General features: G+C 70.3%; 24 protein-coding genes. 13 read left to right on the top strand and 11 right to left on the bottom strand.

All coding sequences use genetic code 11. The features are described from left to right. Positions 1–94: 94 nt before the first annotated feature. The gene (locus AB0D57_RS02630) at positions 95–1,288 is read right to left on the bottom strand and encodes an argininosuccinate synthase (RefSeq protein ID WP_362066199.1); all 1,194 of its coding nucleotides are present in this window, start codon (positions 1,286–1,288) and stop codon (positions 95–97) included. A gap of 255 nt (positions 1,289–1,543) precedes the next feature. Between AB0D57_RS02630 and AB0D57_RS02635 the strand changes: the two genes are divergently transcribed. The 6 genes from AB0D57_RS02635 (at position 1,544) to AB0D57_RS02660 (ending at position 6,942) form a co-directional block, all read left to right on the top strand. After that, positions 1,544–2,422, top strand: coding sequence for a hypothetical protein (locus tag AB0D57_RS02635; RefSeq protein WP_362066201.1), 879 nt, complete (start codon positions 1,544–1,546; stop codon positions 2,420–2,422). Positions 2,423–2,544: 122 nt separating this feature from the next. After that, on the top strand, positions 2,545–3,132 hold the full coding sequence (locus AB0D57_RS02640) for a pyridoxamine 5'-phosphate oxidase family protein (RefSeq protein WP_362066203.1): 588 nt from the start codon (positions 2,545–2,547) through the stop codon (positions 3,130–3,132). A 3-nt stretch (positions 3,133–3,135) separates the two neighbouring features. Next, a complete protein-coding gene (locus AB0D57_RS02645) occupies positions 3,136–3,825 on the top strand; it encodes a L,D-transpeptidase family protein (protein WP_362066205.1) in 690 nt (229 codons plus the stop codon). A 94-nt stretch (positions 3,826–3,919) separates the two neighbouring features. Continuing rightward, a complete protein-coding gene (locus AB0D57_RS02650) occupies positions 3,920–5,299 on the top strand; it encodes a ferredoxin reductase family protein (RefSeq protein ID WP_362066207.1) in 1,380 nt (459 codons plus the stop codon). 19 nt (positions 5,300–5,318) lie between these two features. After that, positions 5,319–6,152 (top strand): FMN-binding protein, encoded by an 834-nt coding sequence (locus tag AB0D57_RS02655; protein ID WP_362066209.1) that lies wholly within the window; start codon positions 5,319–5,321, stop codon positions 6,150–6,152. Beyond that, complete coding sequence (locus tag AB0D57_RS02660) at positions 6,145–6,942, top strand: FAD:protein FMN transferase (RefSeq protein ID WP_362066211.1); 798 nt, start codon at positions 6,145–6,147, stop codon at positions 6,940–6,942. The genes AB0D57_RS02655 and AB0D57_RS02660 overlap by 8 nt, the downstream gene beginning before the upstream one ends. A gap of 74 nt (positions 6,943–7,016) precedes the next feature. Here AB0D57_RS02660 and AB0D57_RS02665 read toward each other — a convergent pair whose 3' ends face one another. From AB0D57_RS02665 to AB0D57_RS02690, 6 genes are all read right to left on the bottom strand, one after another. Beyond that, the gene (locus AB0D57_RS02665) at positions 7,017–7,553 is read right to left on the bottom strand and encodes an arginine repressor (protein WP_362066214.1); all 537 of its coding nucleotides are present in this window, start codon (positions 7,551–7,553) and stop codon (positions 7,017–7,019) included. 17 nt (positions 7,554–7,570) lie between these two features. Beyond that, positions 7,571–8,764 carry an acetylornithine transaminase gene (locus AB0D57_RS02670; protein ID WP_362066216.1) on the bottom strand — a complete coding sequence of 398 codons (1,194 nt, stop codon included), beginning with the start codon at positions 8,762–8,764 and terminating at the stop codon, positions 7,571–7,573. Further along, the gene (gene argB, locus AB0D57_RS02675) at positions 8,761–9,681 is read right to left on the bottom strand and encodes an acetylglutamate kinase (RefSeq protein WP_362066218.1); all 921 of its coding nucleotides are present in this window, start codon (positions 9,679–9,681) and stop codon (positions 8,761–8,763) included. The genes AB0D57_RS02670 and argB overlap by 4 nt, the downstream gene beginning before the upstream one ends. Beyond that, positions 9,678–10,829 carry a bifunctional glutamate N-acetyltransferase/amino-acid acetyltransferase ArgJ gene (gene argJ / locus AB0D57_RS02680; protein ID WP_362066220.1) on the bottom strand — a complete coding sequence of 384 codons (1,152 nt, stop codon included), beginning with the start codon at positions 10,827–10,829 and terminating at the stop codon, positions 9,678–9,680. Before argJ ends, argB begins: the two co-directional genes overlap by 4 nt. Next, positions 10,826–11,854: an N-acetyl-gamma-glutamyl-phosphate reductase gene (argC, locus tag AB0D57_RS02685; protein WP_362066222.1), complete on the bottom strand. Its 1,029-nt coding sequence runs from the start codon at positions 11,852–11,854 to the stop codon at positions 10,826–10,828. The genes argJ and argC overlap by 4 nt, the downstream gene beginning before the upstream one ends. A 201-nt stretch (positions 11,855–12,055) precedes the next feature. Further along, a complete protein-coding gene (locus AB0D57_RS02690; protein ID WP_362066224.1) occupies positions 12,056–12,460 on the bottom strand; it encodes a DUF5997 family protein in 405 nt (134 codons plus the stop codon). 57 nt (positions 12,461–12,517) lie between these two features. On the opposite strand from AB0D57_RS02690, the gene AB0D57_RS02695 reads away from it, so the two are divergent. The 3 genes from AB0D57_RS02695 to AB0D57_RS02705 all read left to right on the top strand — a co-directional run bounded on the left by AB0D57_RS02695 (position 12,518) and on the right by AB0D57_RS02705 (position 14,341). Continuing rightward, positions 12,518–13,321 (top strand): LysR substrate-binding domain-containing protein, encoded by an 804-nt coding sequence (locus AB0D57_RS02695; RefSeq protein ID WP_362066226.1) that lies wholly within the window; start codon positions 12,518–12,520, stop codon positions 13,319–13,321. 139 nt (positions 13,322–13,460) lie between these two features. After that, positions 13,461–13,874, top strand: a complete 414-nt coding sequence (locus AB0D57_RS02700; protein ID WP_362066228.1) for a MerR family transcriptional regulator — start codon at positions 13,461–13,463, stop codon at positions 13,872–13,874. A 5-nt stretch (positions 13,875–13,879) separates the two neighbouring features. After that, positions 13,880–14,341, top strand: a complete 462-nt coding sequence (locus AB0D57_RS02705) for a carboxymuconolactone decarboxylase family protein (protein ID WP_362066230.1) — start codon at positions 13,880–13,882, stop codon at positions 14,339–14,341. Here the strand turns inward: AB0D57_RS02705 and AB0D57_RS02710 are convergent. Next, on the bottom strand, positions 14,328–16,805 hold the full coding sequence (locus AB0D57_RS02710) for an alpha-L-arabinofuranosidase C-terminal domain-containing protein (protein ID WP_362066232.1): 2,478 nt from the start codon (positions 16,803–16,805) through the stop codon (positions 14,328–14,330). The two genes, AB0D57_RS02705 and AB0D57_RS02710, sit on opposite strands and share 14 nt — an antisense overlap. A 166-nt stretch (positions 16,806–16,971) precedes the next feature. Between AB0D57_RS02710 and AB0D57_RS02715 the strand changes: the two genes are divergently transcribed. Further along, on the top strand, positions 16,972–17,427 hold the full coding sequence (locus tag AB0D57_RS02715; protein WP_362066234.1) for a DUF6314 family protein: 456 nt from the start codon (positions 16,972–16,974) through the stop codon (positions 17,425–17,427). Here the strand turns inward: AB0D57_RS02715 and AB0D57_RS02720 are convergent. Further along, complete coding sequence (locus AB0D57_RS02720) at positions 17,424–18,008, bottom strand: histidine phosphatase family protein (RefSeq protein ID WP_362066236.1); 585 nt, start codon at positions 18,006–18,008, stop codon at positions 17,424–17,426. The two genes, AB0D57_RS02715 and AB0D57_RS02720, sit on opposite strands and share 4 nt — an antisense overlap. Before the next feature lie 247 nt (positions 18,009–18,255). Beyond that, complete coding sequence (locus AB0D57_RS02725) at positions 18,256–19,692, bottom strand: PLP-dependent aminotransferase family protein (RefSeq protein WP_362066239.1); 1,437 nt, start codon at positions 19,690–19,692, stop codon at positions 18,256–18,258. On the opposite strand from AB0D57_RS02725, the gene AB0D57_RS02730 reads away from it, so the two are divergent. Continuing rightward, complete coding sequence (locus AB0D57_RS02730) at positions 19,691–20,659, top strand: DMT family transporter (protein ID WP_362066241.1); 969 nt, start codon at positions 19,691–19,693, stop codon at positions 20,657–20,659. The two genes, AB0D57_RS02725 and AB0D57_RS02730, sit on opposite strands and share 2 nt — an antisense overlap. A 93-nt stretch (positions 20,660–20,752) precedes the next feature. Next, positions 20,753–20,947 (top strand): DUF1918 domain-containing protein, encoded by a 195-nt coding sequence (locus tag AB0D57_RS02735; RefSeq protein WP_362066243.1) that lies wholly within the window; start codon positions 20,753–20,755, stop codon positions 20,945–20,947. 16 nt (positions 20,948–20,963) lie between these two features. Here AB0D57_RS02735 and AB0D57_RS02740 read toward each other — a convergent pair whose 3' ends face one another. Beyond that, positions 20,964–22,277 carry a family 10 glycosylhydrolase gene (locus AB0D57_RS02740; RefSeq protein ID WP_362066245.1) on the bottom strand — a complete coding sequence of 438 codons (1,314 nt, stop codon included), beginning with the start codon at positions 22,275–22,277 and terminating at the stop codon, positions 20,964–20,966. 175 nt (positions 22,278–22,452) lie between these two features. Between AB0D57_RS02740 and AB0D57_RS02745 the strand changes: the two genes are divergently transcribed. Further along, positions 22,453–23,310, top strand: coding sequence for a 3-hydroxybutyryl-CoA dehydrogenase (locus AB0D57_RS02745; RefSeq protein ID WP_362066247.1), 858 nt, complete (start codon positions 22,453–22,455; stop codon positions 23,308–23,310). The last annotated feature ends 122 nt before the right edge of the window (positions 23,311–23,432 follow it).

Below are 23,432 nucleotides of genomic sequence, written 5' to 3' on the forward strand. Positions count from 1 at the left end.
GGAGGGAGTGATGGCGGAGCCATCGCGACCGACGACAACGCGGCAGATGTGCGTGCCAGACCCCGCGACGCCGCCCTCCCATTGCCGGTCGGTCTTACGCGAGGTCCCGCTTGGCGGCGATCTTCGACGACAGGCTGTAGATGTCGATGAAGCCCTTGGCCGCGGCCTGGTCGAACGAGTCGCCCGTGTCGTACGTCGCGAGGTTGAAGTCGTACAGCGAGGTCTCGGAGCGCCGGCCGGTGACGACGGCGCGGCCGCCGTGCAGGGTCATCCGGATGTCGCCGTTGACGTGCTGGTTGGCCTCGTTGATGAAGCCGTCCAGGGCGCGCTTGAGCGGGGAGAACCACTGGCCGTCGTAGACCAGCTCGCCCCAGCGCTGCTCGACCTGGCGCTTGTAGCGGGCGAGTTCGCGCTCGACCGTGACGTTCTCCAGCTCCTGGTGGGCGGTGATCAGGGCGATCGCGCCCGGAGCCTCGTACACCTCGCGGGACTTGATGCCCACGAGCCGGTCCTCGACCATGTCGATGCGGCCGATGCCCTGGGCGCCGGCGCGCTGGTTGAGCTGCTGGATCGCCTGGAGCACGGTGACGGGCTTGCCGTCGATGGCGACCGGGACGCCCTCCTTGAAGGAGATGATCACCTCGTCGGCCTCGCGGGCCTCGGCCGGGTTCGAGGTGTACTCGTAGATGTCCTCGATCGGGGCGTTCCAGATGTCCTCCAGGAAGCCCGTCTCGACGGCACGTCCGAAGACGTTCTGGTCGATGGAGTACGGGGACTTCTTGGTGGTGGCGATCGGGAGCTTCTTGGCCTCGCAGAAGGCGATCGCCTTGTCCCGGGTCATCGCGTAGTCACGGACCGGGGCGATGCACCGGAGGTCGGGGGCGAGGGCGACGATGCCGGCCTCGAACCGCACCTGGTCGTTGCCCTTGCCGGTGCAGCCGTGGGCGACCGTGGTGGCGCCGTGCTTCTGGGCGGCGGCGACGAGGTGCTTGACGATGGTCGGCCGGGAGAGGGCGGAGACCAGCGGGTAGCGGTCCATGTAGAGGGCGTTGGCCTTGATCGCCGGGAGGCAGTACTCCTCGGCGAACTCGTCCTTGGCGTCCGCGACCTCGGCCTCGACGGCACCGCAGGCGAGCGCGCGCTTGCGGATGACGTCCAGGTCCTCGCCGCCCTGGCCGACATCGACCGCAACGGCGATGACCTCGGCGCCCGTCTCCTCGGCGATCCAGCCGATGGCGACGGAGGTGTCCAGACCGCCTGAGTAGGCGAGTACGACGCGCTCGGTCACGGTTTGCTCCTTACAGTGCCTTCGCTGATATGCATGAGTATGCAGGAGTCTGCATGATTCGTCAATCCCGGGCCGCCCTGGAGGAGCCGGACACCGCCCCGGGAAGTGCCTGATGCCGCCCCCCGAGAAGAGCCGGATCGAAATTCATGGAGGTGTTTGAACGACAGAACGCGCTTACTCGTACCTCTCCCCGAACGCAGGCGCCGCGTTTGTTCAACAACAGAGGACAACCCCCGACCCGAGTGAGGCTTCCGCATGTCCAGGGCCCTTCCGAAGTACAACAAGCGCCGCGTCGTGATGATCGGCACCACCGCCGCGGTCGTGCTGTCCGGAGCGGTGATCGCCGGCAACGCCTTGGCCGGGGAGACGTCCAAGAGCAGCACGAACGCCACGACGAAGGCCGCGACCTCCCCCGGCACGGTGAACTGCCCGGCGGTCGCGCCGAGCCTCCCGGCGATCCCCGCTTCCGCCCAGGCCGAGGTCGACCGCAACCTGACGCTGCTGGACACCCAGATCGCCGAGGCCGACCAGCGGCTCATCGACACGGCCGGCCAGGGCGGGGCCAACTTCGTACAGAACGCGATCCTCGGCCCGCTGGAGGACAAGCGGGTGGCGACGATCAACCGCATCGCCACCGCGATCGGCCGCACCGCCGCCAAGCCCACGGGCCTGGACTCGCTCGCGCCGTGCACCCTGAACGCGAACGGCGTGAGCAACGGCGACGCCACGGCCACCGCGGACCCGAGCGCGACGGCCACCGAGGAGGCCGGCGACGACACGGGGAACACCGGCGAGACGGGCGAGACCGGAGACACGGGCGAGACGGGTGACACCGGCGCCGTCGGCACCATCTCCTGCCCGGACGTCGCGTCGCAGCTGCCCGCGATCCCGGCCTCCGCCCAGGCCGAGGTCGACCGCAATCTGGCGCTGCTGGACACACAGATCTCCGAGGCGAACACGCGCCTGGCGAACACCGTCGGCCAGGGCGGACCGAACTTCGTACAGAACGCGATCCTCGGCCCTCTGGCGGACAAGCGCGCGTCGACCATCGACCGCATCGCGATCTCCATCGGCCGCACCGCGGAGAAGCCGCAGGGCCTGGACTCCCTCGCCACCTGCGCCCTCAACCAGTAGCAGCCTCCGTGGCCGCCCCGTCCCACGCGCCGATCGGGGCGGCCACGGAACCCGCGTTCCGGCAGAGACGGAATCAGATATTCATTAGACAGGCGAAAGGTCTTTCTCCATAATCATTAGACATGGGAAAGACCTATGAACGCATAGACGGCAGACTGCGTACGTTCATCGAGGCGCAGCCGATCTTCTTCACCGCGACCGCGCCCCTGTCCGGGGACGGCACGGTCAACCTCTCCCCCAAGGGCCTCACCGGCTCGTTCGTCGTGCTGGACGACCGAGCCGTGGCGTACCTGGACTTCGCCGGCAGCAGCGCCGAGACGATCGCGCATCTGCGGGAGAACGGCAGGATCACCCTGATGTGGTGCGCCTTCCAGGGCCCACCGAACATCGTCCGGGTGCACGGTCGCGGCGAGCCGGTCTTCCGCGACGACCCCCACTTCCAGGAACTGCTCACACACTTCCCGGACATCGACCCGGCCCTGCACGGCCTGCGCGCGATCATCGTGGTGACGGCCGAGGTCGTCCGGGACAGCTGCGGCTACTCGGTGCCCTTCATGTCGTACGACAAGGACCGCGACCTGCACGCCAAGCGCTTCGCACGCGAGGACGACGCCTCCCTGAGCGCGTACTTCGCGAAGAAGGAGCACATCGCGACGAGCCTGGACGGCCTACCCGGGCTGCCGCTCCCCCTGCCGCCCAGTACCGTCTGAGCCATGCGCCCCGGAGCCGCCGCCCTCGCGTCCATACCCCTTCTCGCCCTGGCCCCGAGCGGCCCGCCCACCCTCCCCGAACGGATGGCGGACACCGGTGGCGGCACCCAGCTGATCACCGCCCAGGCCCCGCGTACGTCCTCGACGACCGGGACGCTCACATGGTGGCACCGGCGCGACGGGCGCTGGGTGAAGGTCGGTTCGACGCCGGCGCGCTTCGGCGCCAAGGGGCTCACCGAGGGTGGCTCGCGGCGGCAGGGCACGAACACGACACCCACCGGGCTGTACGACCTTCCGTACGCGTTCGGGATCAAGGCCGCGCCCGCCGGGACCACCGCCCCTTACCGCCCCGTGCGGGAGAAGTCCTGGTGGTGCCAGGACAACGGCTCCCGCGCGTACAACCGCTGGACCGAGCCCCGCCCCGCCGACTGCCGCGCCGTCCAGTCCGAGCGCCTGAAGGCGTACCCCACGCAGTACGCGTACGCCTTCGTCATCGGGTTCAACTATGAACGGCCGGTGCGGGGGCGGGGTGCCGGGATCTTCCTGCATGTCAACGGGCGTGGGGCAACGGCTGGTTGCGTCTCGGTGCCGGTGGACGCGATGCGCCGGATCGTACGCTGGGCCGATCCGTCCCAAAAGCCGCACATCGCGATCGGGACGGAGAGCGGGGCGACCGCGATCACTCACTATTAGCCCGCCTCTGAACACACGGGCGTCGCGGACCGTATCTCTGGGCCAGGGGGTCTCTCCCCTCACCCCGTCCCAACGGACGACCACGGAGGAACCGTTGTCCACGATCGCCGGTGGCCGCGCCGCGCGGCGCCAGACCTTGCGCCGTATCCGCCCACGACGCTCCCCCGCCGTCCCACTGCTGCTCGCCGTCTGGGCGGGCGCGGCCGGGGTCATCTGGCTGTGGTGGAGCAACACCCCGTCCATCGCGGACAACAACAGCAAGATCCTGAACGCCGGCCGGATCACCGGCCTGCTCGCCGGGTATCTGATGGCGCTGGTGGTGCTGCAGATGGCCCGGGTGCCCGCCCTGGAGCGCCGGGTGGGCTCCGACCGGGTCGCGCGCTGGCACGCCATGAGCGGGCGGTACACGATCTGTCTGGTCCTGGCCCACCTCGTGCTGACCATGTACGGCATGGCGCTCCAGGCGGGCAAGAGCTTCGGCGACATCGTCCAGCAGACCATCGACTCGATCAACCAACTGCCGGACATGGGCAAGGCCGCGATCGGCACCGGTCTGCTGTTCCTCATCGGCCTGCTCTCGATGGGCCCGGTGCGCCGCAGGATGGGCTACGACACCTGGTACCACATCCACCTGCTCACCTACGCCGCCGTCTACCTGTCGTTCTGGCACCAGCTGACCACGGGCAACGACTTCGCCGTCGAACCCACCGCGAAAACGGTCTGGTACGGGCTGTACGGGGCGGTGACCGCGGCAGTGCTCTGGTACCGGGTGGTCGCGCCGATCCGGCTGAACATGCGGCACCGGATGCGGGTCGAGGCCGTGATCGAGGAGACGCCAGGAATCGTTTCCGTGCTGATCAGCGGGCGGAAGCTGCACCGCATGGGCGCGGAGGCCGGGCAGTTCTTCCGCTGGCGCTTCCTGGCGCCGGGCATGCGGCTCAGCTCCCACCCGTACTCGCTGTCGGCCGCACCCCGCCCCAACATGCTGCGCATCACCGTGAAGGCGATCGGCGACCACAGCGCCGCGCTGCGCGACCTGACGCCCGGCACCCGGGTCTGGGCCGAGGGCCCCTACGGAGCACTGACGGCGGGCAAGCGCAGCCGCGGCAAGGTGCTGTTGGTGGCGGGCGGCGTCGGTATCACGCCCATGCGCGCGCTGTTCGAGACGCTGCCCGGCGCGGCGGGCGACCTGACCCTGCTCTACCGGGCCAACACCACCCAGGACCTGGCCCTGTGGGACGAACTGGCGGCCATCGCGGAGGAGCGCGGGGCCCGGTTGATGTACGCGGTGAACAGCCCCGAAGGGGAGCGCCCGGACATCTCGGCCGAGACCCTGCGCGGGAAGCTGCCGGACATCGATCACCACGACGTCTTCATGTGCGGGCCGCCCGGCTTCGCGCAGCAGGTCTACGAAGCACTGCGCGGCGCGGGAGTCCCCGCCCGGCGCATCCATCACGAGTCGTTCGAGATGTGAGCGACGGGAGTCAGGAGCGATGAAGAAAAGCCACCCCATTCGACGTGTCGTGCTGGCCGGCGCCGCCACCGTGTCCGGGATCGTCCTGCTGCTGTCGCTGAAGCCCTCCTCCGATCCGGCGTCCGCGTCGGCGCAGGGCGGGGTTGCCCCGCAGCAGACGGTGGGGGCGCAGGAGTCGGCCCAGGGCGGCAGCGCGCAGCAGGCAGGCGAGCAGACCGTCACCGGAGACGTCTCCCAGACCCAGTACGGGCCCGTCCAGGTCCGCATCACGCTCAGCGGCGGCAAGGTCACCAAGTCCGAGGTCGTCCAGATCCCGAGCGGCGGACGCAGCACCGAGATCAGCAACAGCTCCGTGCCCAAGCTCAACCAGGAGGCCGTCGCCGCGGGCAGCGCCGACATCGACGCCGTCTCCGGCGCCACCTACACCAGCGCCGGCTACAAGGAGTCCCTCCAGTCGGCCCTCGACAAGGCCCCGGACAGCGGGGCGACGGGCTCGGGCGGCGGTGCGACGGGCTCGGGCGGCGGGGCGGCGGACTCGGGCGGCGGGGCAGCCGAGGCGTCACAGCCACCCGCGGCGCAGGCCCGCACCGTCACCGGAGACGTCGCTCAGACTGAGTACGGGCCTGTCCAGGTCCGTCTCACACTGAGCGGCGACAAGATCACCAAGGCCGAGGCCGTTCAGGCCCCCAGCGGCGGACGTAGTACGCAGGTGACGAACGATTCCGTTCCCAAGCTCAACCAGGCGGCCGTCGCCGCGGGCAGCGCCGACATCGACGCCGTCTCCGGCGCCACCTACACCAGCGGCGGATACAAGCAGTCCCTGCAGTCGGCCCTGGACAAGGCCGGTGGCTGACCCGTCCGACGCGTCCCCGGAGCCGACCGTGCTGCGGCACGCGGAGGAAGTCATGGGCACCGTCTTCTCGTTCGACGTGCGCGGCGGCGAACCCGATCCCGTTCAGCGCGCGTTGGAGGAGGCGGTGACCCAACTCCACCAAGTGGACGCGGTGTTCAGCACCTATCGCGAGGACAGTCAGATCTCGCGCCTCGCACGCGGTGAGTTGAGCGTCGAGGAGTGCGCTCCGGAGGTCGCCGAGGTGCTCGGCCTGTGCGCCGAGGCGGAGCGGTTGAGCGAGGGCTGGTTCAGCACGAGGTACGAGGGCCGGCTCGATCCGACCGGTCTGGTGAAGGGGTGGGCGACCGAGCGCGCAGCCCGGCACATCGCCGCGGCCGGGGCGAGCGGGGTGAGCGTGAACGGCGGCGGCGACGTCCAGTTGTTCGGCGTGCCCGGAACGCAACGCCCGTGGCGGATCGGCGTCTCGGACCCGTTGCGCCCCGGTGCGCTCGCGGCCGTGGTCTCCGCCGCCGACGCCGACGAGCTGGCGGTGGCCACCTCGGGCACCGCCGAGCGCGGCGCCCACATCGTCGACCCGCGCACCGGCCGCTCCGCGGTCACCGACCTGGTCGCCGTGACCGTGGTGGGCCCCCGCCTGACCTGGGTGGACGCCTGGGCGACAGCCGCCTTCGCCATGGGCTCCCGAGAGGCTCTGACCTGGCTGGAGTCCCTTCCGGACATAGAGGCCCTCCTCATCACGGCGGGAGACGAGGTCAGATGCACCGGGGGCTTGGCTCAACGACTCGGGTGACTGGAGCGCACCGTCAAAACACCACAGTGGAGGCGGCCCCCCGACCGGGGGTGCCGCCTCCACCGCCGTACACCTCAGTGATGGTTCTGAGCCAACCGCAGCAAATGATCGGCCAGCGCCTGCCCACCCGTCGGATCACGACTGATCAGCAACACCGTGTCATCCCCGGCGATCGTGCCCAGGATGTCGTGCAGCTCGGCCTGATCGATCGCCGACGCAAGAAACTGCGCAGCCCCCGGAGGGGTCCGCAGGACCACGAGGTTCGCGGACGTCTCGGCGGAGATCAGCAGCTCCGCGGAGAGCCGCCGCATCCGCTCCTCCTTCGCCGACTCACCCAGCGGCGCGCGCGGCGTGCGGAAGCCGCCCTCACTCGGTACCGCGTAGATGAGGTCGCCGTCGTTGTTGCGGATCTTCACCGCGTTCAGCTCGTCCAGGTCCCGGGAGAGCGTCGCCTGGGTGACGCTCAGCCCGTCGTCGGCGAGGAGCTTCGCCAACTGGCTCTGCGAGCGCACCGGTTGCCGGTTGAGGATGTCCACGATCCGGCGGTGGCGTGCGGAGCGGGTCTGCGGCACGGCAGGCCCTACGTGCTCATGGTCCTGCGCCTGACTCATCGTCTTCGTCCCATTTCTCAGGATCGTCCATCCCCGTTGACTGCGTCGAGAACACCGGGAAGGGCCCGGAGAAACGCCTCCACTTCGTCATCGCCGAGGTTCAGCGGCGGCATCAGCCGTACGACATCGGGGGCGGGCGCGTTCACCAGGAGACCGGCGTCCTGAGCCGCCTGCTGCACCTGGGGCGCGAGAGGCTCGGTGAGCACGATACCCAGGAGCAGACCCGCACCTCGGACATGGTCGATCAAAGGGTGCCCGAGTGACTCGATTCCGTCCCGCAGCTTCTCGCTCGTGCGCTTCACGTTCTCGAGGAGTCCCTCGGACGCGATCGTGTCGAGTACGGCGAGTCCGGCGGCGCAGACGACCGGGTTGCCGCCGAAGGTCGTACCGTGCTGGCCGGGCTTCAGCAGCTCGGCCGCCCGTCCGAACGCGACGGTCGCGCCGAGCGGCAGTCCGCCGCCGAGGCCCTTCGCGAGCGTGACGACGTCCGGCAGGACGCCCTCATGGGCCTGGTACTCGAACCAGTGTCCGGTCCGGCCGATTCCGGTCTGCACCTCGTCGAGGACGAGGAGGGATCCGGTGGCCGCGGTGATGGCCCGGGCGGCCTTCAGGTAGCCGACCGGGGGAACGACGACGCCGTTCTCGCCCTGGATCGGCTCGATGACGACGAGGGCGGTGTCCTCGGTGACCGCGGCGGCCAGGGCCTGCGCGTCGCCGTACGGGACATGGGTGACGTCGCCGGGCAGCGGCAGGAACGGCTCCTGCTTTCCGGGCTGGCCGGTGAGCGCGAGGGCGCCCATGGTCCGGCCGTGGAAGCCGCCTTGGGTCGCCACCATGTGCTTGCGGCCGGTCAGCCGGCCGATCTTGAAGGCGCCCTCGTTGGCCTCGGCGCCCGAGTTGCAGAAGTACACCCGGCCGTCGCGGCCGAAGAGCTGGAGCAGCCGTTCGGCGAGCGCGACGGGCGGCTCGGCGACGAACAGGTTGGAGACGTGCCCGAGGGACGCGATCTGCGCGCTGACGGCCTCGACGATCGCGGGGTGGGCGTGGCCGAGCGCGTTGACCGCGATACCGCCGACGAAGTCGAGGTACTCCTTGCCGTCCGCGTCCCACAGCCGGGTGCCCGCGCCGCGGACGAGGGGCAGCCGCGGGGTGCCGTAGTTGTCCATGAGCGCGCCCTGCCAGCGCTGGGTGAGCTCTTCGTTGGCGGTCATGCGGCGTCCCCCTGTTCCTCGGGATGTGCGTCCGGCACGACCATCGTGCCGATCCCCTCGTCGGTGAAGATCTCCAGCAGGATCGAGTGCTGGACCCGGCCGTCGATGACACGGGCCGTGGTGACGCCGTTGCGTACGGCGTGCAGACAGCCCTCCATCTTCGGCACCATGCCGCTGGCCAGGTCGGGCAGCAGCTTCTCCAGCTGCGAGGCGGTGAGGCGGCTGATCACCTCGTCGCTGTTGGGCCAGTCCTCGTAGAGGCCCTCGACGTCGGTCAGGACCATCAGTGTTTCGGCGCCCAGCGCCGCAGCGAGTGCCGCAGCCGCCGTATCAGCATTGACGTTGTAGACATGTCCGTCGTCCTGGGAGCGGGCGATCGAGGAGACGACCGGGATCCGGCCGTCGGAGAGCAGCGCCTCGATGGCGCCGGTGTCGATGGCGGTGATCTCACCGACCCGACCGATGTCGACGAGCTCGCCGTCGATCTCGGGCAGGTGCTTGGTGGCGGTGATGGTGTGCGCGTCCTCGCCGGTCATGCCGACGGCGAGCGGCCCGTGCTGGTTGAGCAGCCCGACCAGCTCGCGCTGCACCTGCCCGGCCAGCACCATGCGTACGACGTCCATGGCGTCCTCGGTGGTGACCCTCAGGCCCGCCTTGAACTCGCTGACGATGCCGTGCTGGTCGAGGGCCGCGCTGATCTGGGGGCCGCCGCCGTGCACCACGACAGGCTTCAGCCCGGCGTGGTGCAGGAAGACGACGTCCTGGGCGAACGCGGCCTTCAGGTCCTCGTCGATCATGGCGTTGCCGCCGAACTTGATGACCACGGTCTTGCCGTGGTGCCGGGTCAGCCAGGGCAGCGCCTCGATGAGGATCTGGGCCTTGGGGAGCGCGGTGTGTTTCCGCGTCGTATTGCTCATGAGCTGTACGCGCTGTTCTCGTGGACGTAGTCCGCGGTGAGGTCGTTGGTCCAGATCGTGGCGGTCTCGCCGCCGGCGGCGAGGTCGGCGACGATGTGGACCTCGCGGTAGCGCATGTCCACCTTGTCGCGGTCCTCGCCGACGCCACCGTTCTTGCAGACCCAGACGCCGTTGATGGCGACGTTCAGCTGGTCGGGTTCGAAAGCGGCGGCGGTCGTGCCGATGGCGGACAACACGCGTCCCCAGTTGGGGTCTTCACCGTGGATGGCGCACTTGAGGAGGTTGTTGCGGGCGATGGAACGCCCGACCTCGACAGCGTCCTGTTCACTCGCGGCGTTGACGACCTCGACCTTGATGTCCTTGCTGGCACCCTCGGCGTCCCGGATGAGCTGCTGACCGAGGTCGTCGCAGACCTTCCGTACGGCCTCGGCGAACTCCTCGTACTCCGGGGTGACGCCGGACGCGCCGGAGGCGAGCAGCAGCACGGTGTCGTTGGTCGACATGCAGCCATCGGAGTCGACGCGGTCGAAGGTGGTGCGGGTGGCGGCGCGCAGCGCCTTGTCGACACTTTCGCCTTCCACCGCCGCGTCCGTGGTGAGGACGACGAGCATGGTGGCCAGGCCCGGCGCGAGCATGCCGGCGCCCTTGGCCATACCGCCGACGGTCCAGCCGTTCTGCGTCACGACGGCCGTCTTGTGCACGCTGTCGGTGGTCTTGATGGCGATGGCGGCCTTCTCACCGCCGTGCTCGGAGAGCTGGGCGGCGGCCGTCTCGACTCCGGGCAGCAGCTTGTCCATCGGAAGCAGGACGCCGATGAGGCCGGTGGAGCAGACGGCGACCTCGGCGGCGTTCAGGCCCAGTGTGTCCGCGACCTTCTCGGCGGTCGCGTGCGTGTCCTGGAAGCCCTTGGGACCCGTACAGGCGTTGGCACCCCCGGAGTTGAGGACGACGGCGGAGACCTGTCCGCCTGCCAATACCTGCTGGGACCACAGTACGGGTGCGGCCTTCACACGGTTGGAGGTGAAGACGCCGGCGGCGGTCAGCCGGGGGCCGTTGTTGACGACGAGGGCCAGGTCCGGATTGCCGTTCTCCTTGATTCCGGCGGCGATCCCGGCCGCCGAGAATCCCTTTGCTGCCGTGACACTCACGGTGCGACTCCGATCGTGGAAAGACCCGTTTCCTCGGGTAGCCCGAGGGCGATGTTCATGCTCTGGACGGCCCCGCCGGCCGTGCCCTTGGTCAGGTTGTCGATGGCGCTGATCGCGATGATCCGGTGCGTGGCGGCGTCGTACGCGACCTGGATCTGAACGGCGTTGGAACCGTAGACGGACGCCGTGGCGGGCCACTGCCCCTCGGGCAGCAGACGCACGAACGGCTCGTCCGCGAAGGCCTTCTCGTACGCGGCTCGTACGGACTCGGCGGTGACCCCCGCCTTCGCCTTGGCGCTGCAGGTGGCGAGGATGCCGCGGGGCATGGGCGCGAGGGTGGGCGTGAAGGAGACGGTGACCGGCTCCCCCGCTGCGGCGCCGAGGTTCTGGATCATCTCGGGGGTGTGCCGGTGGCCGCCGCCGACGCCGTACGGCGACATGGAGCCCATGACCTCACTGCCCAGCAGGTGGGGCTTGGCGGCCTTGCCCGCGCCGGACGTCCCGGACGCGGCGACGACCACGGCCTCGGTCTCGGCGATTCCGGCCGCGTAGGCCGGGAAGAGCGCGAGGGAGACGGCCGTCGGGTAGCAACCGGGCACCGCGATGCGCTTGGACCCCTCCAGCGCGGCGCGGCCGCCCGGCAGTTCGGGAAGGCCGTACGGCCAGGTGCCGGCGTGTGCGGAACCGTAGAACTTCTCCCAGTCGGCCGGGTCCTTGAGCCGGAAGTCGGCCCCCATGTCGACGACGAGGACGTCCGGGCCTAGCTGCTCGGCGACGGCGGCGGACTGGCCGTGGGGCAGCGCCAGGAAGACGACATCGTGGCCGGCGAGCACCTCGGCGGTCGTCGGCTCCAGGACGCGGTCGGCCAGTGGCAGCAGGTGCGGCTGCAGCGCGCCGAGTCGCTGGCCCGCGTTGGAGTTGCCGGTCAGGGCTCCGATCTCGACCTCGGGGTGCGCCAGGAGCAGACGCAGCGCTTCGCCGCCCGCGTACCCACTCGCTCCCGCCACTGCTGCGCGTACCGCCATGGAACCCTCCTCTTGGATGGCATGACTATACGTTTCGCTGCAGTTTTATGCAATCCATTGCCGCGGCCGCGACGCCCTTCGGCACTCCCCTCGGCGCGAACGGCACCTCCGCGGCAGGGGCTCGCGCCGCCGATCATGTGACCGATGGCGAATCCGAGCACTTCGGAGGGATGGGCAAGGAGACCGCCGGTCGGCGGGAGGTCAGGAGCGCGGGCCGGGGGACTGAGCCGACCGCTCCGCGTTCTTCTCCTTGATGCGTACCGCTTCCTTGCGGACCTCGGCCTGGGTGGCGCGCTCTCGCCGCAGCCACTCGGGGTCGTCCTGCTTCAGCGCGTCGATCTGCTCCGTGGTGAGTGCCTCGGTGACCCCGCCGCGCGCGAGCCCGGCGATGGAGATGCCGAGCCTGGCGGCGACCACGGGGCGGGGGTGCGGGCCGTTGCGGCGCAGCTCCTGGAGCCAGGCGGGCGGGTCGGCCTGCAGCGCGGTCAGCTCCGCGCGCGAGACGACGCCCTCCTGGAACTCGGCGGGGGTGGCCTCGAGGTACACACCCAGCTTCTTCGCCGCGGTCGCGGGCTTCATGGTCTGGGTGGTCTGGTGCGACGTCATGGTTCAAGGGTATCGAGCATGTGCGCTACCGCTGACCACGGCCGGTAACCTGGTGAAGTGACAGGCTCGGATGATGTGTCCCCTTCGTTCCGGCTCGCCTACGTCCCGGGAGTGACGCCCACGAAGTGGGTGCGGATCTGGAACGAGCGGCTGCCCGACGTCCCGCTGACCCTCGTCGCGGTGTCCACCGCCGACGCGCTGGACCTGCTGCGGGGCGGCGGCGCCGACGCGGGATTCGTACGGCTGCCGGTCGACGGGGAGGACCTCAGCGCGATCCCCCTCTACACCGAGACGACGGTGGTCGTGGTCCCGAAGGATCACGTCGTGGCGGCGGTCGACGAGGTGACCGCCGACGATCTGGCCGACGACATCGTGCTGCATCCGCTCGACGACACCCTCGGCTGGGAGCGCCCCCCGGGACAACCCGCGTTCGAGCGCCCCGCCACCACGGAGGACGCCGTCGAACTCGTGGCGGCGGGAGTGGGCCTGCTCGTCGTCCCGCAATCGCTCGCGCGCCTGCACCACCGCAAGGACCTCACCTACCGGCCGGTCACGGACGCCCCCGAGTCCCGGGTCGCACTGTCCTGGCCGCAGGACGCGACCACCGACCTGGTGGAGGACTTCATCGGGATCGTCCGGGGGCGGACGGTCAACAGCTCACGGGGCCGCTCGCAGGCTCCGGCCGCGGCACCGGCCCAGCCGAAGGGCAAGCGCCCCGACGCGGGCGGCGTACCGCGGAAGCCCACGGCCGGGAAGTCGACGGGGAAGGCGAGCGGCAAGAGCCCCCGGGCCGGTTCCGGCGGCTCCAAGAGTGGCGCCAAGGGCGGCGCCAAGCGCGGCAAGCCCCGCCGCCGGTCCTAGCCAGAACCTGTCCGGCCGATCCCGTCCCCGTCCTGACCCCGGGTGCGGGATCCGGGAGGGAATTCCCGCGCGGTTCCCCCGCGATTCCCGTGCGGGCAAAGCTTGACCTGGAGCACACTCCAGGTTCTACGGTTTACCCATGGCCAGCGGACAGCCCCTCCCGCAGGAGCCGTCGCTCACGATCGCCCAGGTCGCCGAGCGCACCGGCCTCTCACACGACACGCTTCGGTACTACGAGAAGGCCGGCCTGATCGAACGGGTCGGCCGGACCACCGGCAACCAGCGCCGTTACGAGGCGGCCGACCTGGCCTGGCTCGAGTTCCTGCTCCGGCTGCGCGAGACGGGCATGTCGATCGCCGACATGCAGCGGTTCGCGCGGCTTCGGGCGCACGGCGACTCCACGGTCCCCGACCGGCTGGCGACGCTCCGCGAGCACCGCGCCGAGCTGGCGGACCGCATCCGCGCGCTGCGCCGCAACGCCACCGCTCTGGACGACAAGATCGACCATTACGAACGGCTGCTCGACCAGCCGGGATCGGACGACCTCTCATGACACTCATGACGGATGCCACCACCCGCGAGGACCGCTTCGAGCACGGCCTGGAGGTGCTCAGGCGCGTCGACGGCGAGGCCGGGCAGCGGGTCGTCGACGCGCTCTCGGACGTCAACCCGGAACTCGGCCACCAGATCGTCGCCTGGGCCTTCGGCGACCTCTACGACCGGCCCGGACTCGCCCCGCGCGACCGCCAGTTGGTGACGCTCGGCATGCTCACCGCGCTCGGCGGCTGCGAGGCCCAGCTCGACGTGCACGTGAACGCGGCCCTGAACGTGGGCCTCTCACCGGAGGAGATCGTCGAGGCTCTGCTGCACTCGGCCGTGTACTGCGGCATGCCCAAGGCGCTGAACGCCACGTTCGCCGCGAAGAAGGTGTTCGCCGAGCGTGGGCTGCTGCCGGTCGGACAGCAGCCCACAGCCCCTACCGCTTCCCCTACCTCTCCTACCTCTCCTACCTCTGCTTGATCCTGAGGAACGTCACGGAGTTCGCCGGGAAGGTGTACGTGAACGTGTCGGCGACCCCCACGAAGGTGGACTTCACGGGTGCGACCGGCGTGGCCGTCTCCGAGTTCACCGCGTCCGGCGCGGCCTGGAGCGTGGTGACGGCGGCCTTGCGGCTCACCTTCGCCCGGCCCAGGTCGATCGCCGTACGGGCGTCCGCGGACTGGGCGTTGACGACCTTGACGATCAGGTCACCGGTCTTCGCGTCCCGCGTGACGACCTGACGGAACGGCTCCGCGGGCTTGTCGTCCGTGAAGCTCCCCCACTCCTGGCCGTCCAGGTACAGGGTCACCTGCCGGCCCCGCACCTTGATGTCGACGTCGTACGCCTTGCCCGTCTCGATCGTGCCGGCCTTGGAGATGAGCGTCGACTTGCCGCCGTCCACGGCCTGTTCGACCGCGGAGCTGGTGTTGTTCCAGCCGCCGAGGTTCCACCAGAAGTAGTTGCCGGTGTCCTTGACGCCGAAGGCGACGAGGAAGCCCTCCTTGCCGGATTTCTTGGTGGCCTTCACATGCAGGTCGTAGTCGTGCCAGGCCGGGTCTCCGGCCGAGACCATGGTGTTGGTCGCGGCCTCGTCGGTCTGCACGTACTGCCCGTCCTCGATGCTCCAACTGCCGCTGCCCGTATGGGTCCACTGGGAGGCGTCGCCGCTGAAGTCGTCGCTGAGCAGGGTGCCGCCGTCCGCGCCGGTCACCTTGACATCGTCGTACGCCGCCGTGGTCGCCCATGTCGACAGGCCGACGGCGCCGGAGATCGGGCCGCTCACCGAGGGTGTGCTGGTGGCGCTCGACGGCAGGACCCGGTCGCCGACGTTGGTCATGAAGAGCTTCTGCACCTCGTAGGAGGCCGATCCCCATGAGGCGTGGTCGTTGAACCAGATCATGTCCGGACGCCACTGGACGTAATCCTCGTTGGCGAGCAGCGGGGCGTACGAGGCGAGTTTCACGACGTCCGCGTTGCGCTCGAGGCCGGTCATGTAGGCGGCTTCGGCGAGGGCGTTCTTGAAGATGTTGCCACCGGAGGCGTACTCGCCGAGGAAGACCTTGGGACCGTTCCTGTCGTACGAGTCGTAGCGGTCGTTGTTCTGCAGGAACCACTGCGGGCTGTTGTAGTAGTGCTCGTCGACCATGTCGACGTTCGCGTCCTTGTTGAGCTTCCAGGCCGTGTCGAAGGTCGAACCACTGTCGTCCGGACCGGAGTTGGAGATGACGGTGATGTCCGGGTACTCGGCCTCGATGGCGGTGCGGAACTGCGTGAAGCGGGCGAAGAACTCGCCTGGCAGGTTCTCCTCGTTGCCGACTTCCAGGTGGGTGAGATGGAAGGGCTTGGGGTGGCCCATGGCCGCCCGCTTCGCGCCCCACTCGCTCGTCACGGGACCGTTGGCGAACTCGATGAGGTCGAGGGTGTCCTGGATGTGCCGCTTCAGCAGCGCGTCGTCGTCGGTGGCCCTGTTCTGGCCGCAGCCCGTGACGAGCGCGGGCACGACGGGCAGCGGCATCGCGCCGATGTCCTCGGAGAACTGGAAGTACTCGTAGTAGCCGAGGCCGTAACTCTGGTTGTAGCCCCAGAAGTTGGAGTTGGTGGCACGCTGCTCGACCGGGCCGATGGTGTCCTTCCACTGGTACGAGCGCTGGCGTGCGTAGCCCGACGCCTCGTCGTAGCCCTGCATGCTGCCGGTGTTGACCAGGCAGCCACCGGGGAAGCGCACGAAGCCCGGGTCCAGGGCGGCGATCTTCTCCGCGAGGTCCTTGCGCAGACCGTGGCCCTTGTACGTGTCCCGAGGCAGCAGAGAGATCATGTCGAGCGCGACGGGGCCCTCGGCGGCGGCCGTGAGGCGTCCGGTCGTACTGCTGCGGGTCGCGGTGAACCTGGCCCGGTACTTGGCCCAGCCGCCCCGCGCGGTGACCTGGCGGGCCTCGGCGAGCGCGCCGTCGGCGTCGTGCAGCGTCACGGTGAGCGGCGCCGTCGCGTCGGCGCGAGCCCAGACCGAGAAGTCGTACGCCTTGCCGCTCTCGACCCTGATGCCGGTGTTGTAACCGGAGTTGGTCACGGACGAGCCGCCGCCCAGGGCGAGGTAGGTGCGGTTACGGGCGTTGAGGCGTCCGTCGTCGTTCGGCGTCGTCGCGGTGCCCGTGGTGGCCCACGAGGTGAGCGGCGTGTAGGAGCGGTTGTCGGCGGTGCTGTACTCGAACGACCGGTTCTGCACGAGTTCCGCATACAGGCCGCCGTCCGCGGCCCGGTTGATGTCCTCGAAGAAGACGCCGTACATGGTGTCGTCGATCTTCGCGCCCGAACCCTTCGGGTCGACGGTGATCGCGTAGTCGGTGACATCGGCGGCGGCGTGGGCAGGCGCGGGAACGACGGCGGAGGCCACCAGGAGTGCGGCGGCCGTGAGTCCGAGTCTCCAGCGGGTGCGGGTGCGTGACATGGATACTCCGCGGCTCTGTGGTGTGTGGAGTTGTATGGAGTTGCGCGAGCTTCTCGATCTGTTCGACATATCGGACAACGGTCAATACTTCGAACGGCAAGATAGGGAGGGGGTCGGAGCGCGTCAATGGGTTGCGCAGCATCGGATGTGACGGAAGTGGTACGGGATGGGTGAGTTCTGGCCAGTGGCCGACGTGCTGGCGTATCTGGCCGGGACCTGGCACGTGGAGCGCGTGGTGCGGGATCTCGCGAGCGGCGCGGAGGGGCGGTTCACGGGGACGACGGTTTTCGGCCCCCTGGATGAGCCCGGTCTCCTGTCCCACGAATCCGGCACGTTCACCTGGCAGGGCGCCGCACGGCCCGCCGAGCGCACGCTGCGATATCTGCCGGGGGCTGCACCGGGCACCGCGGCCGTCCGGTTCTCCGACGGCCGCCCCTTCCACGACCTGGACCTGACCACCGGCCGGTACGTCACCGACCACCCGTGCGCGGCGGACCTCTACCGGGGCGAGTTCACGGCGTACGAGGAGGACCGCTGGCGCACGGTATGGCGGGTGGGCGGGCCCGCCAAGGAGTTGGTCCTCACGACCGACTGCACGCGGATGCGCTCGCGGACGCGCTAGACGCGCCGCAGGGCCGCTTCGAGGCGCAGGTTCCAGCGGCCGTGGGTGCCGGTGAGGGTGACCGTCGACAAGGGGCGCACGTCGATGTTCCAGTACGTCGACGGCTGGGCCTTCAACGCGTAGACGAGCGCCGCCCGTACCACCGAGGGTTCCGCCACCGCGACGATCCGGCTGCCGTCGTCGGCCGGGCGGGTGTCAAGCCAGCCGCCGATACGGGTGATGAAGGACATGAGGGACTCGCCGCCGTGCGGGGAGGAGAGCGGGTCGGCCAGCCAGGCATCGACGGCCGAGGGTTCGCGGGCCATCGCCTCGCCCAGCGTGAAGCCGCGCCAGCGGCCCATGTCGCAGTCGCGCAGCGCCGGCTGGGCGAGCGGCGCGTAGCCGAGGGCGTCGCCGGTGGCACGGCTGCGCGGGGTCGGTGAGCAGTAGCGCAGCTCGGCCGCCGCCAGCGGCACCAGGTCGGGGGCGGCGTGCTGCACTTCGTCCCAGCCGGCCTGGTCCAGTGGCCGGTCGTCCTCGAAGCGTTCCGCGAGCAGCGAGGAACTGCGTGCGGCGGCGACGAATGTGACCCGAAGATGCATGCGGAGATCGTGGAGCGCGGAACTCCGCAGGTCAAGAGATGTTACTGAGGGTATATGCGGGCTCACTGGAGGATGAGCGCCCTCCACTGGTCGAACGGTATTCGCCCCCGCCGCCCCTACCCTGTCCCGTCCCCCTGGGGGCTCCGCCCCCAGACCCCCGCATCGGCCTCAACGGCCTCGTCCTCAAACTCCCCCAAGCTCTCGGCTTCGCTCGAGCAGGGGGACCCCCATGACGGGGCTGGGTATGTCAGCCCAACACCTCGTCGCAAGCCGTGCGCAGTCTCCGTACCCCCTCGGTGATTTCCTCCGTCCCCGCGACCGCCGCGAAGCTCAACCGCAGGTGGGCGGCGGGGGGTTCGGCGCTGAAGTAGGGGCGGCCGGGGGTGACGGCCACACCCGCGCGCAGGGCACCTGCCACCAGGACGGACTCGTCGGTGCCGTCGGGGAGGCGGAGCCACAGGTGATAGCCGCCGGACGGGATGTGGGGCAGGGCGAGTTCGGGGAGGCGGAGCCGCAGCGCAGCGGTCATCGTGTCGCGGCGGATCCTCAACTCGGCCGAGACGGCCCGCAGATGGCGGGGCCAGGCGGGCGAGCCGACGAGTTCGAGCGCGGCCTCCTGGAGCGGGCGCGGCACGAAGAAGGTGTCGACGACCTGGATGGCGCGCAGTCGCTCCAGGACCGGACCGCGCGCGGCCAGCGCGCTCACCCGGAAGCTCGGCGAGGTCGCCTTGGTCAGCGAGCCGACATGCACGACGACACCGTCGGGATCCTCGGCTGCCAACGGCCGCGGCAGCGGGCCAGCGTCCTCGTGCACGAGACGGCGTACGAAGTCGTCCTCGATCACGAACGCGCCGGCGTCGCGCGCGATGCGCAGCACCTCGCCCCGTCGCTCGGGGGCGAGCACGGCGCCGGTCGGGTTCTGGAACAGCGGCTGGCAGACGAAGACCCGGGCTCCGGTCGCCTTGAAGGCGTCGGCGAGCAGGGCGGGTTTCACCCCGTCCGCGTCGACCGGCACGGGTACGGGCCTGAGGCCGGCCGCGCGGGCGATCGCCACCATGCCGGGGTAGGTCGGCGACTCGACCAGGACCGGGGCACCCGGCGGGGCGAGCGCCCGCAACGCGGTGGTGAGCGCCGACTGCCCGCCCGCCGCGATGAGCACCTCGGCCGCGGTGATCGCGCCGCCGATCCCCCGCGCGAACCACTCCCGCAGGTCCACCAGCCCTTCCATGGGCGGTCGCGACCAGGCGCCCGGGCGACGCCCGGCCCGGGACAGGGCCGCGCCCATCGCGCGCTCGGGCTGGAGCGAGGGGTGCAGATAGCCGCCGTTGAACTCGACGACACCGGGTGGCGGGGCGGCGAGCGAGACCAGGACCCCGGAGGCGTCCACCGTGCGCGGTACGAGCTCCGTCGCGGCATCCGCGCTCAGCGTGACCTCCTGCCAGGAGGTGTCACCGGCGGGGGCAGTGGTGGTGCGGGGCTGCGCCCGGAACGCGCCGGCCCCGGGGCGGGTGACCACCAGCCCCTCGGCGGCGAGCTGCGCCAGCGCCCGCGACACGGTCACCGGGCTCACCCGGAAGCGCTCGACGAGCGCCCGGCTCGACGGCAGCTTTCCACCGGGCGAGTAGCGGTCCACCTCCCGACGCAGCTGATTCACCAGCTCTCCCGCGCTGCTACGCTCATGCATGAGACTAGACAGTAGCGCTACTGCCCAAACGGGGATAGCGGTCAACACCCAGACCGGCCTCGCCACCGAAGCGGGCGGCGGCACCGAACCGGACCGCGTATCCGGCGCGGAGCGCCGCTTCGGCACCCTCCAGGCCGCCCTCGGCGTCATCGCCTTCTCGCTCACCTTCCCCGCGACCGCCTGGGGCCTGGAGGGCTTCGGCCCCTGGTCCCTGGTGGCCGTGCGCAGTGCGCTGGCCGCGGTCATCGCGGGCGGCTGCCTGCTGGCGCTGCGCGTTCCCGTGCCGGGACGGCGGCACTGGGGCGGGCTCGCCGTCGTCGCCGCGGGCGTCGTGTTCGGCTACCCGCTGCTGACGACGCTCGCGCTGGAGACGTCCAGCACCGCCCACGCCGCCGTGGTCGTCGGTCTGCTGCCACTGACGACCGCGCTGCTGTCGGCGCTGCGCACCGGGGCGCGGCCCTCGCGGATGTTCTGGGGTGCCGCCCTGGCAGGCGCGGCCGCGGTGATCGCGTTCACCGTGTGGCAGAGCGGTGGCGCCGTGACCAGCGCGGACGCCTATCTCTTCGGTGCGCTGCTGGTCTGCGCGGCGGGCTACACCGAGGGCGGCCGGCTCGCCCGAGTCATGCCGGGCTGGCAGGTCGTCGGCTGGGCACTGGTCCTGTCTCTGCCGTTGTCACTGCCGGGCGCGCTGGTGGCACTGTCGTACGAGCCGGTCCAGTTGTCGGCACACAGTGTGGCGGGCCTGCTGTGGGTGGCGGCCGGATCCCAGTTCCTGGGACTGGTCGTCTGGTACCGCGGCATGGCGGCGATCGGCATTCCGCGGGCCAGCCAGTTGCAGCTGGCGCAGCCGCTGCTCACACTGGTGTGGTCGGTACTGCTCCTCGGCGAGCAGCTCACACCGGCCGCACCTCTGACGGCGGCGGCCGTGCTGGTCTGCATCGCACTCACCCAACGAGCGCGGGGCTGAGCGGGCATGCAGGGGCCGGGCCAACCGGCGCCACCAGCCGTAGACTTGCGGGCACGGACCGCTGCTCCCGCACAGGACGAGGAGGCGCTTCAGATGCATGCAGACGTGGGCGACAAGCTGGTGCAGCACGGCAGGATCGTCGGGCAGCACGACAAGGTCGCGGAAATCACCGAAGTCATGGGGAAGGAAGGCACTCCCCCGTACCGCGTCCGGTTCTCGGACGGGCACGAGGCCGTCTGCTCACCGGGCCCCGACTCCGAAATTCGCCACAAGGACAACATGCGGTAGTTCTGCATGTACTAGTTCAGCGCACGGGTGTCGCCGGCCGCTGGTAGTGGTCGGCCACGACCCGTGCCATCGCACCGAGGCGGTCGGCCCCGACCTCCTTGGCGGAGAAGAAGACGTGCCCGCGCACTTCCGCGTGGTTCCGGCCGAAGGTGAGATGCCGGGAGAGCTCCGCCGGGTCCTGCCAGGCCGGGGGCTGCGCCGGGTCGCCCGCCTTGTAGAGCGCCTCCCCCACGTACAGCCGCACACCTGTGCCCTTGGTGACCGCCGCCCACCACGGTACGAGCTTGGCGTAGTCGGCAGCGGCGAAGCCGAGGTTCCAGTAGACCTGCGGGACGATGTAGTCGATCCAGCGCTCCCGGACCCATTTCCTGGTGTCGGCGTACAGATCGTCGTACGTCTGCACACCGGTCTCGGTGTCCGAGCCGCGCGAGTCGGTCGCGGCGTTGCGCCACACCGCGAAGGGGCTGATCCCGAAGCGGGTGGCGGGCCGGATCTCGTGGATGCGGGCCGCCGTCTCCCGCACGAGCCGGTCGATGTTGTCGCGCCGCCAGGCGGCCCTGCTCGGGAAGCCCGCGCCGTGCGCCGCGTACGCCGCTTCGTCGTCGAAGACCTGCCCGGCGACCGGGTAGGGGTAGAAGTAGTCGTCCCAGTGCACCGCGTCGATGTCGTACGTGCGTACCGCGTCGAGCATCGCGTCCTGCACGAACGCCCGCACCACGGGCAGTCCGGGGTTGTAGTACAGCTTCCCGCCGTAGGGGACGACCCAGTCGGGGTGCTTGCGGGCCGGGTGGGTCGCCACCAGCCGGGTCGGGTCGCTGTGGGTCGCGATCCGGTACGGATTGAACCAGGCGTGCAGTTCCAGACCGCGCGCGTGGGCTTCCTCGACCGCGGTGCCGAGCGGGTCCCACCCGGGGTCCTTGCCCTGGACGCCGGTCAGGTACTGCGACCACGGCTCGTACGGCGAGGGCCAGAGCGCGTCGGCCGTGGGGCGCACCTGGAAGATCACCGCGTTGAGACGGCGGCGGACCGCCGTGTCGAGATGCTTGAGCAGTTCGGCGCGTTGCTGGGTGGCAGTGAGGCCGGTCCGCGAGGGCCAGTCGCGGTTGGAGACGGTCGCCAGCCACATGCCCCGCAGCTCCGAGGTCGCCCGCTCCCGGCCAGGCCCGTCACCGGCGCGCTCCCGACCCGGCCCGTCGGCGGCCCGCTCCCCGCCGGGCCCGCCGGCGACCCTCCTGGCGCCGGGCACGGCCACCGAGTCCCCTGCCGTGACAAGACCCGAGAGAGTAGTCGCCGCCGCCACCCCGAACGCCCGCCGTGACACCCGCCCCATGTGCACACCCCTCCACGCCGCACGCTGCGGATCCGTACGCTCACGGACCGTTTCTCCGCCCAGCATGCACGACCCGGACGATCGATCATCGATACTTGGGAGTAACGTGCACGATCGGAGCAGGCGCCGGACAACGGAGGTCCTGCCACAGCCGTAGATCAGCGAAGGGGACGATGTGACCGACATCGAACGCGTCGGAGTGGTGGGCTGCGGCCAGATGGGAGCGGGCATCGCCGAGGTGTGCGCCCGTGCCGGTCTCGACGTCAAGGTCGCCGAGACCACTGGCGAGGCGTTGGAGATCGGCCGTACCCGGCTGTTCAACTCCCTCTCCAAGGCGGCCGAGCGCGGCAAGATCTCCGCGGACGAGCTCACGGCCACCCAGAACCGGCTCAGCTTCACCACCGACCTCGGCGAGTTCGCCGACCGCGACCTGGTGATCGAGGCCGTCGTCGAGAACGAGCAGGTGAAGACCGAGATCTTCCAGGTGCTCGACCAGGTGGTGACCCGGCAGGACGCCATTCTCGCCTCCAACACCTCCTCGATTCCGCTGGTCCGGCTCGCCGTCGCCACCTCGCGGCCGGACCAGGTCATCGGCATCCACTTCTTCAACCCGGCCCCGGTGCAGCAGCTCGTCGAGCTGATCCCGGCGCTGACCACGTCCGAGGGCACCCTCAGCCGCGCCCAGCTGTTCGCCGAGAAGGCCCTCGGCAAGCACGCGATCCGCGCCCAGGACCGCTCCGGTTTCGTGGTCAACGCGCTGCTGATCCCCTACCTCCTCTCCGCGATCCGGATGTTCGAGTCGGGCATCGCCAGCCGCGAGGACATCGACAACGGCATGGAGCTGGGCTGCGCCCACCCGATGGGCCCGCTCAAGCTCTCCGACCTCATCGGCCTGGACACCGTGGCCTCGGTCGCGTTCAGCATGTACGAGGAGTACAAGGAGCCGCTGTACGCCGCTCCCCCGCTGCTGCAGCGCATGGTGGACGCCGGACGGCTCGGCCGGAAGACCGGCTCCGGCTTCTACTCGTACTAGCGAGTGCGGCAACGCCACCAAGTGGCGCTGTTCAAGGGCGAATTCACCCGGAACAGCGCCCACGGCGGCGCTACCGTCGGGTGGCTCTCGCGGCGCCCGCCAGATCCTCATCCGCGCGTCCT

Source organism: Streptomyces sp. NPDC048275, assembly GCF_040652275.1.
In the GTDB taxonomy this organism is placed as follows: Bacteria; Actinomycetota; Actinomycetes; order Streptomycetales; family Streptomycetaceae; genus Streptomyces.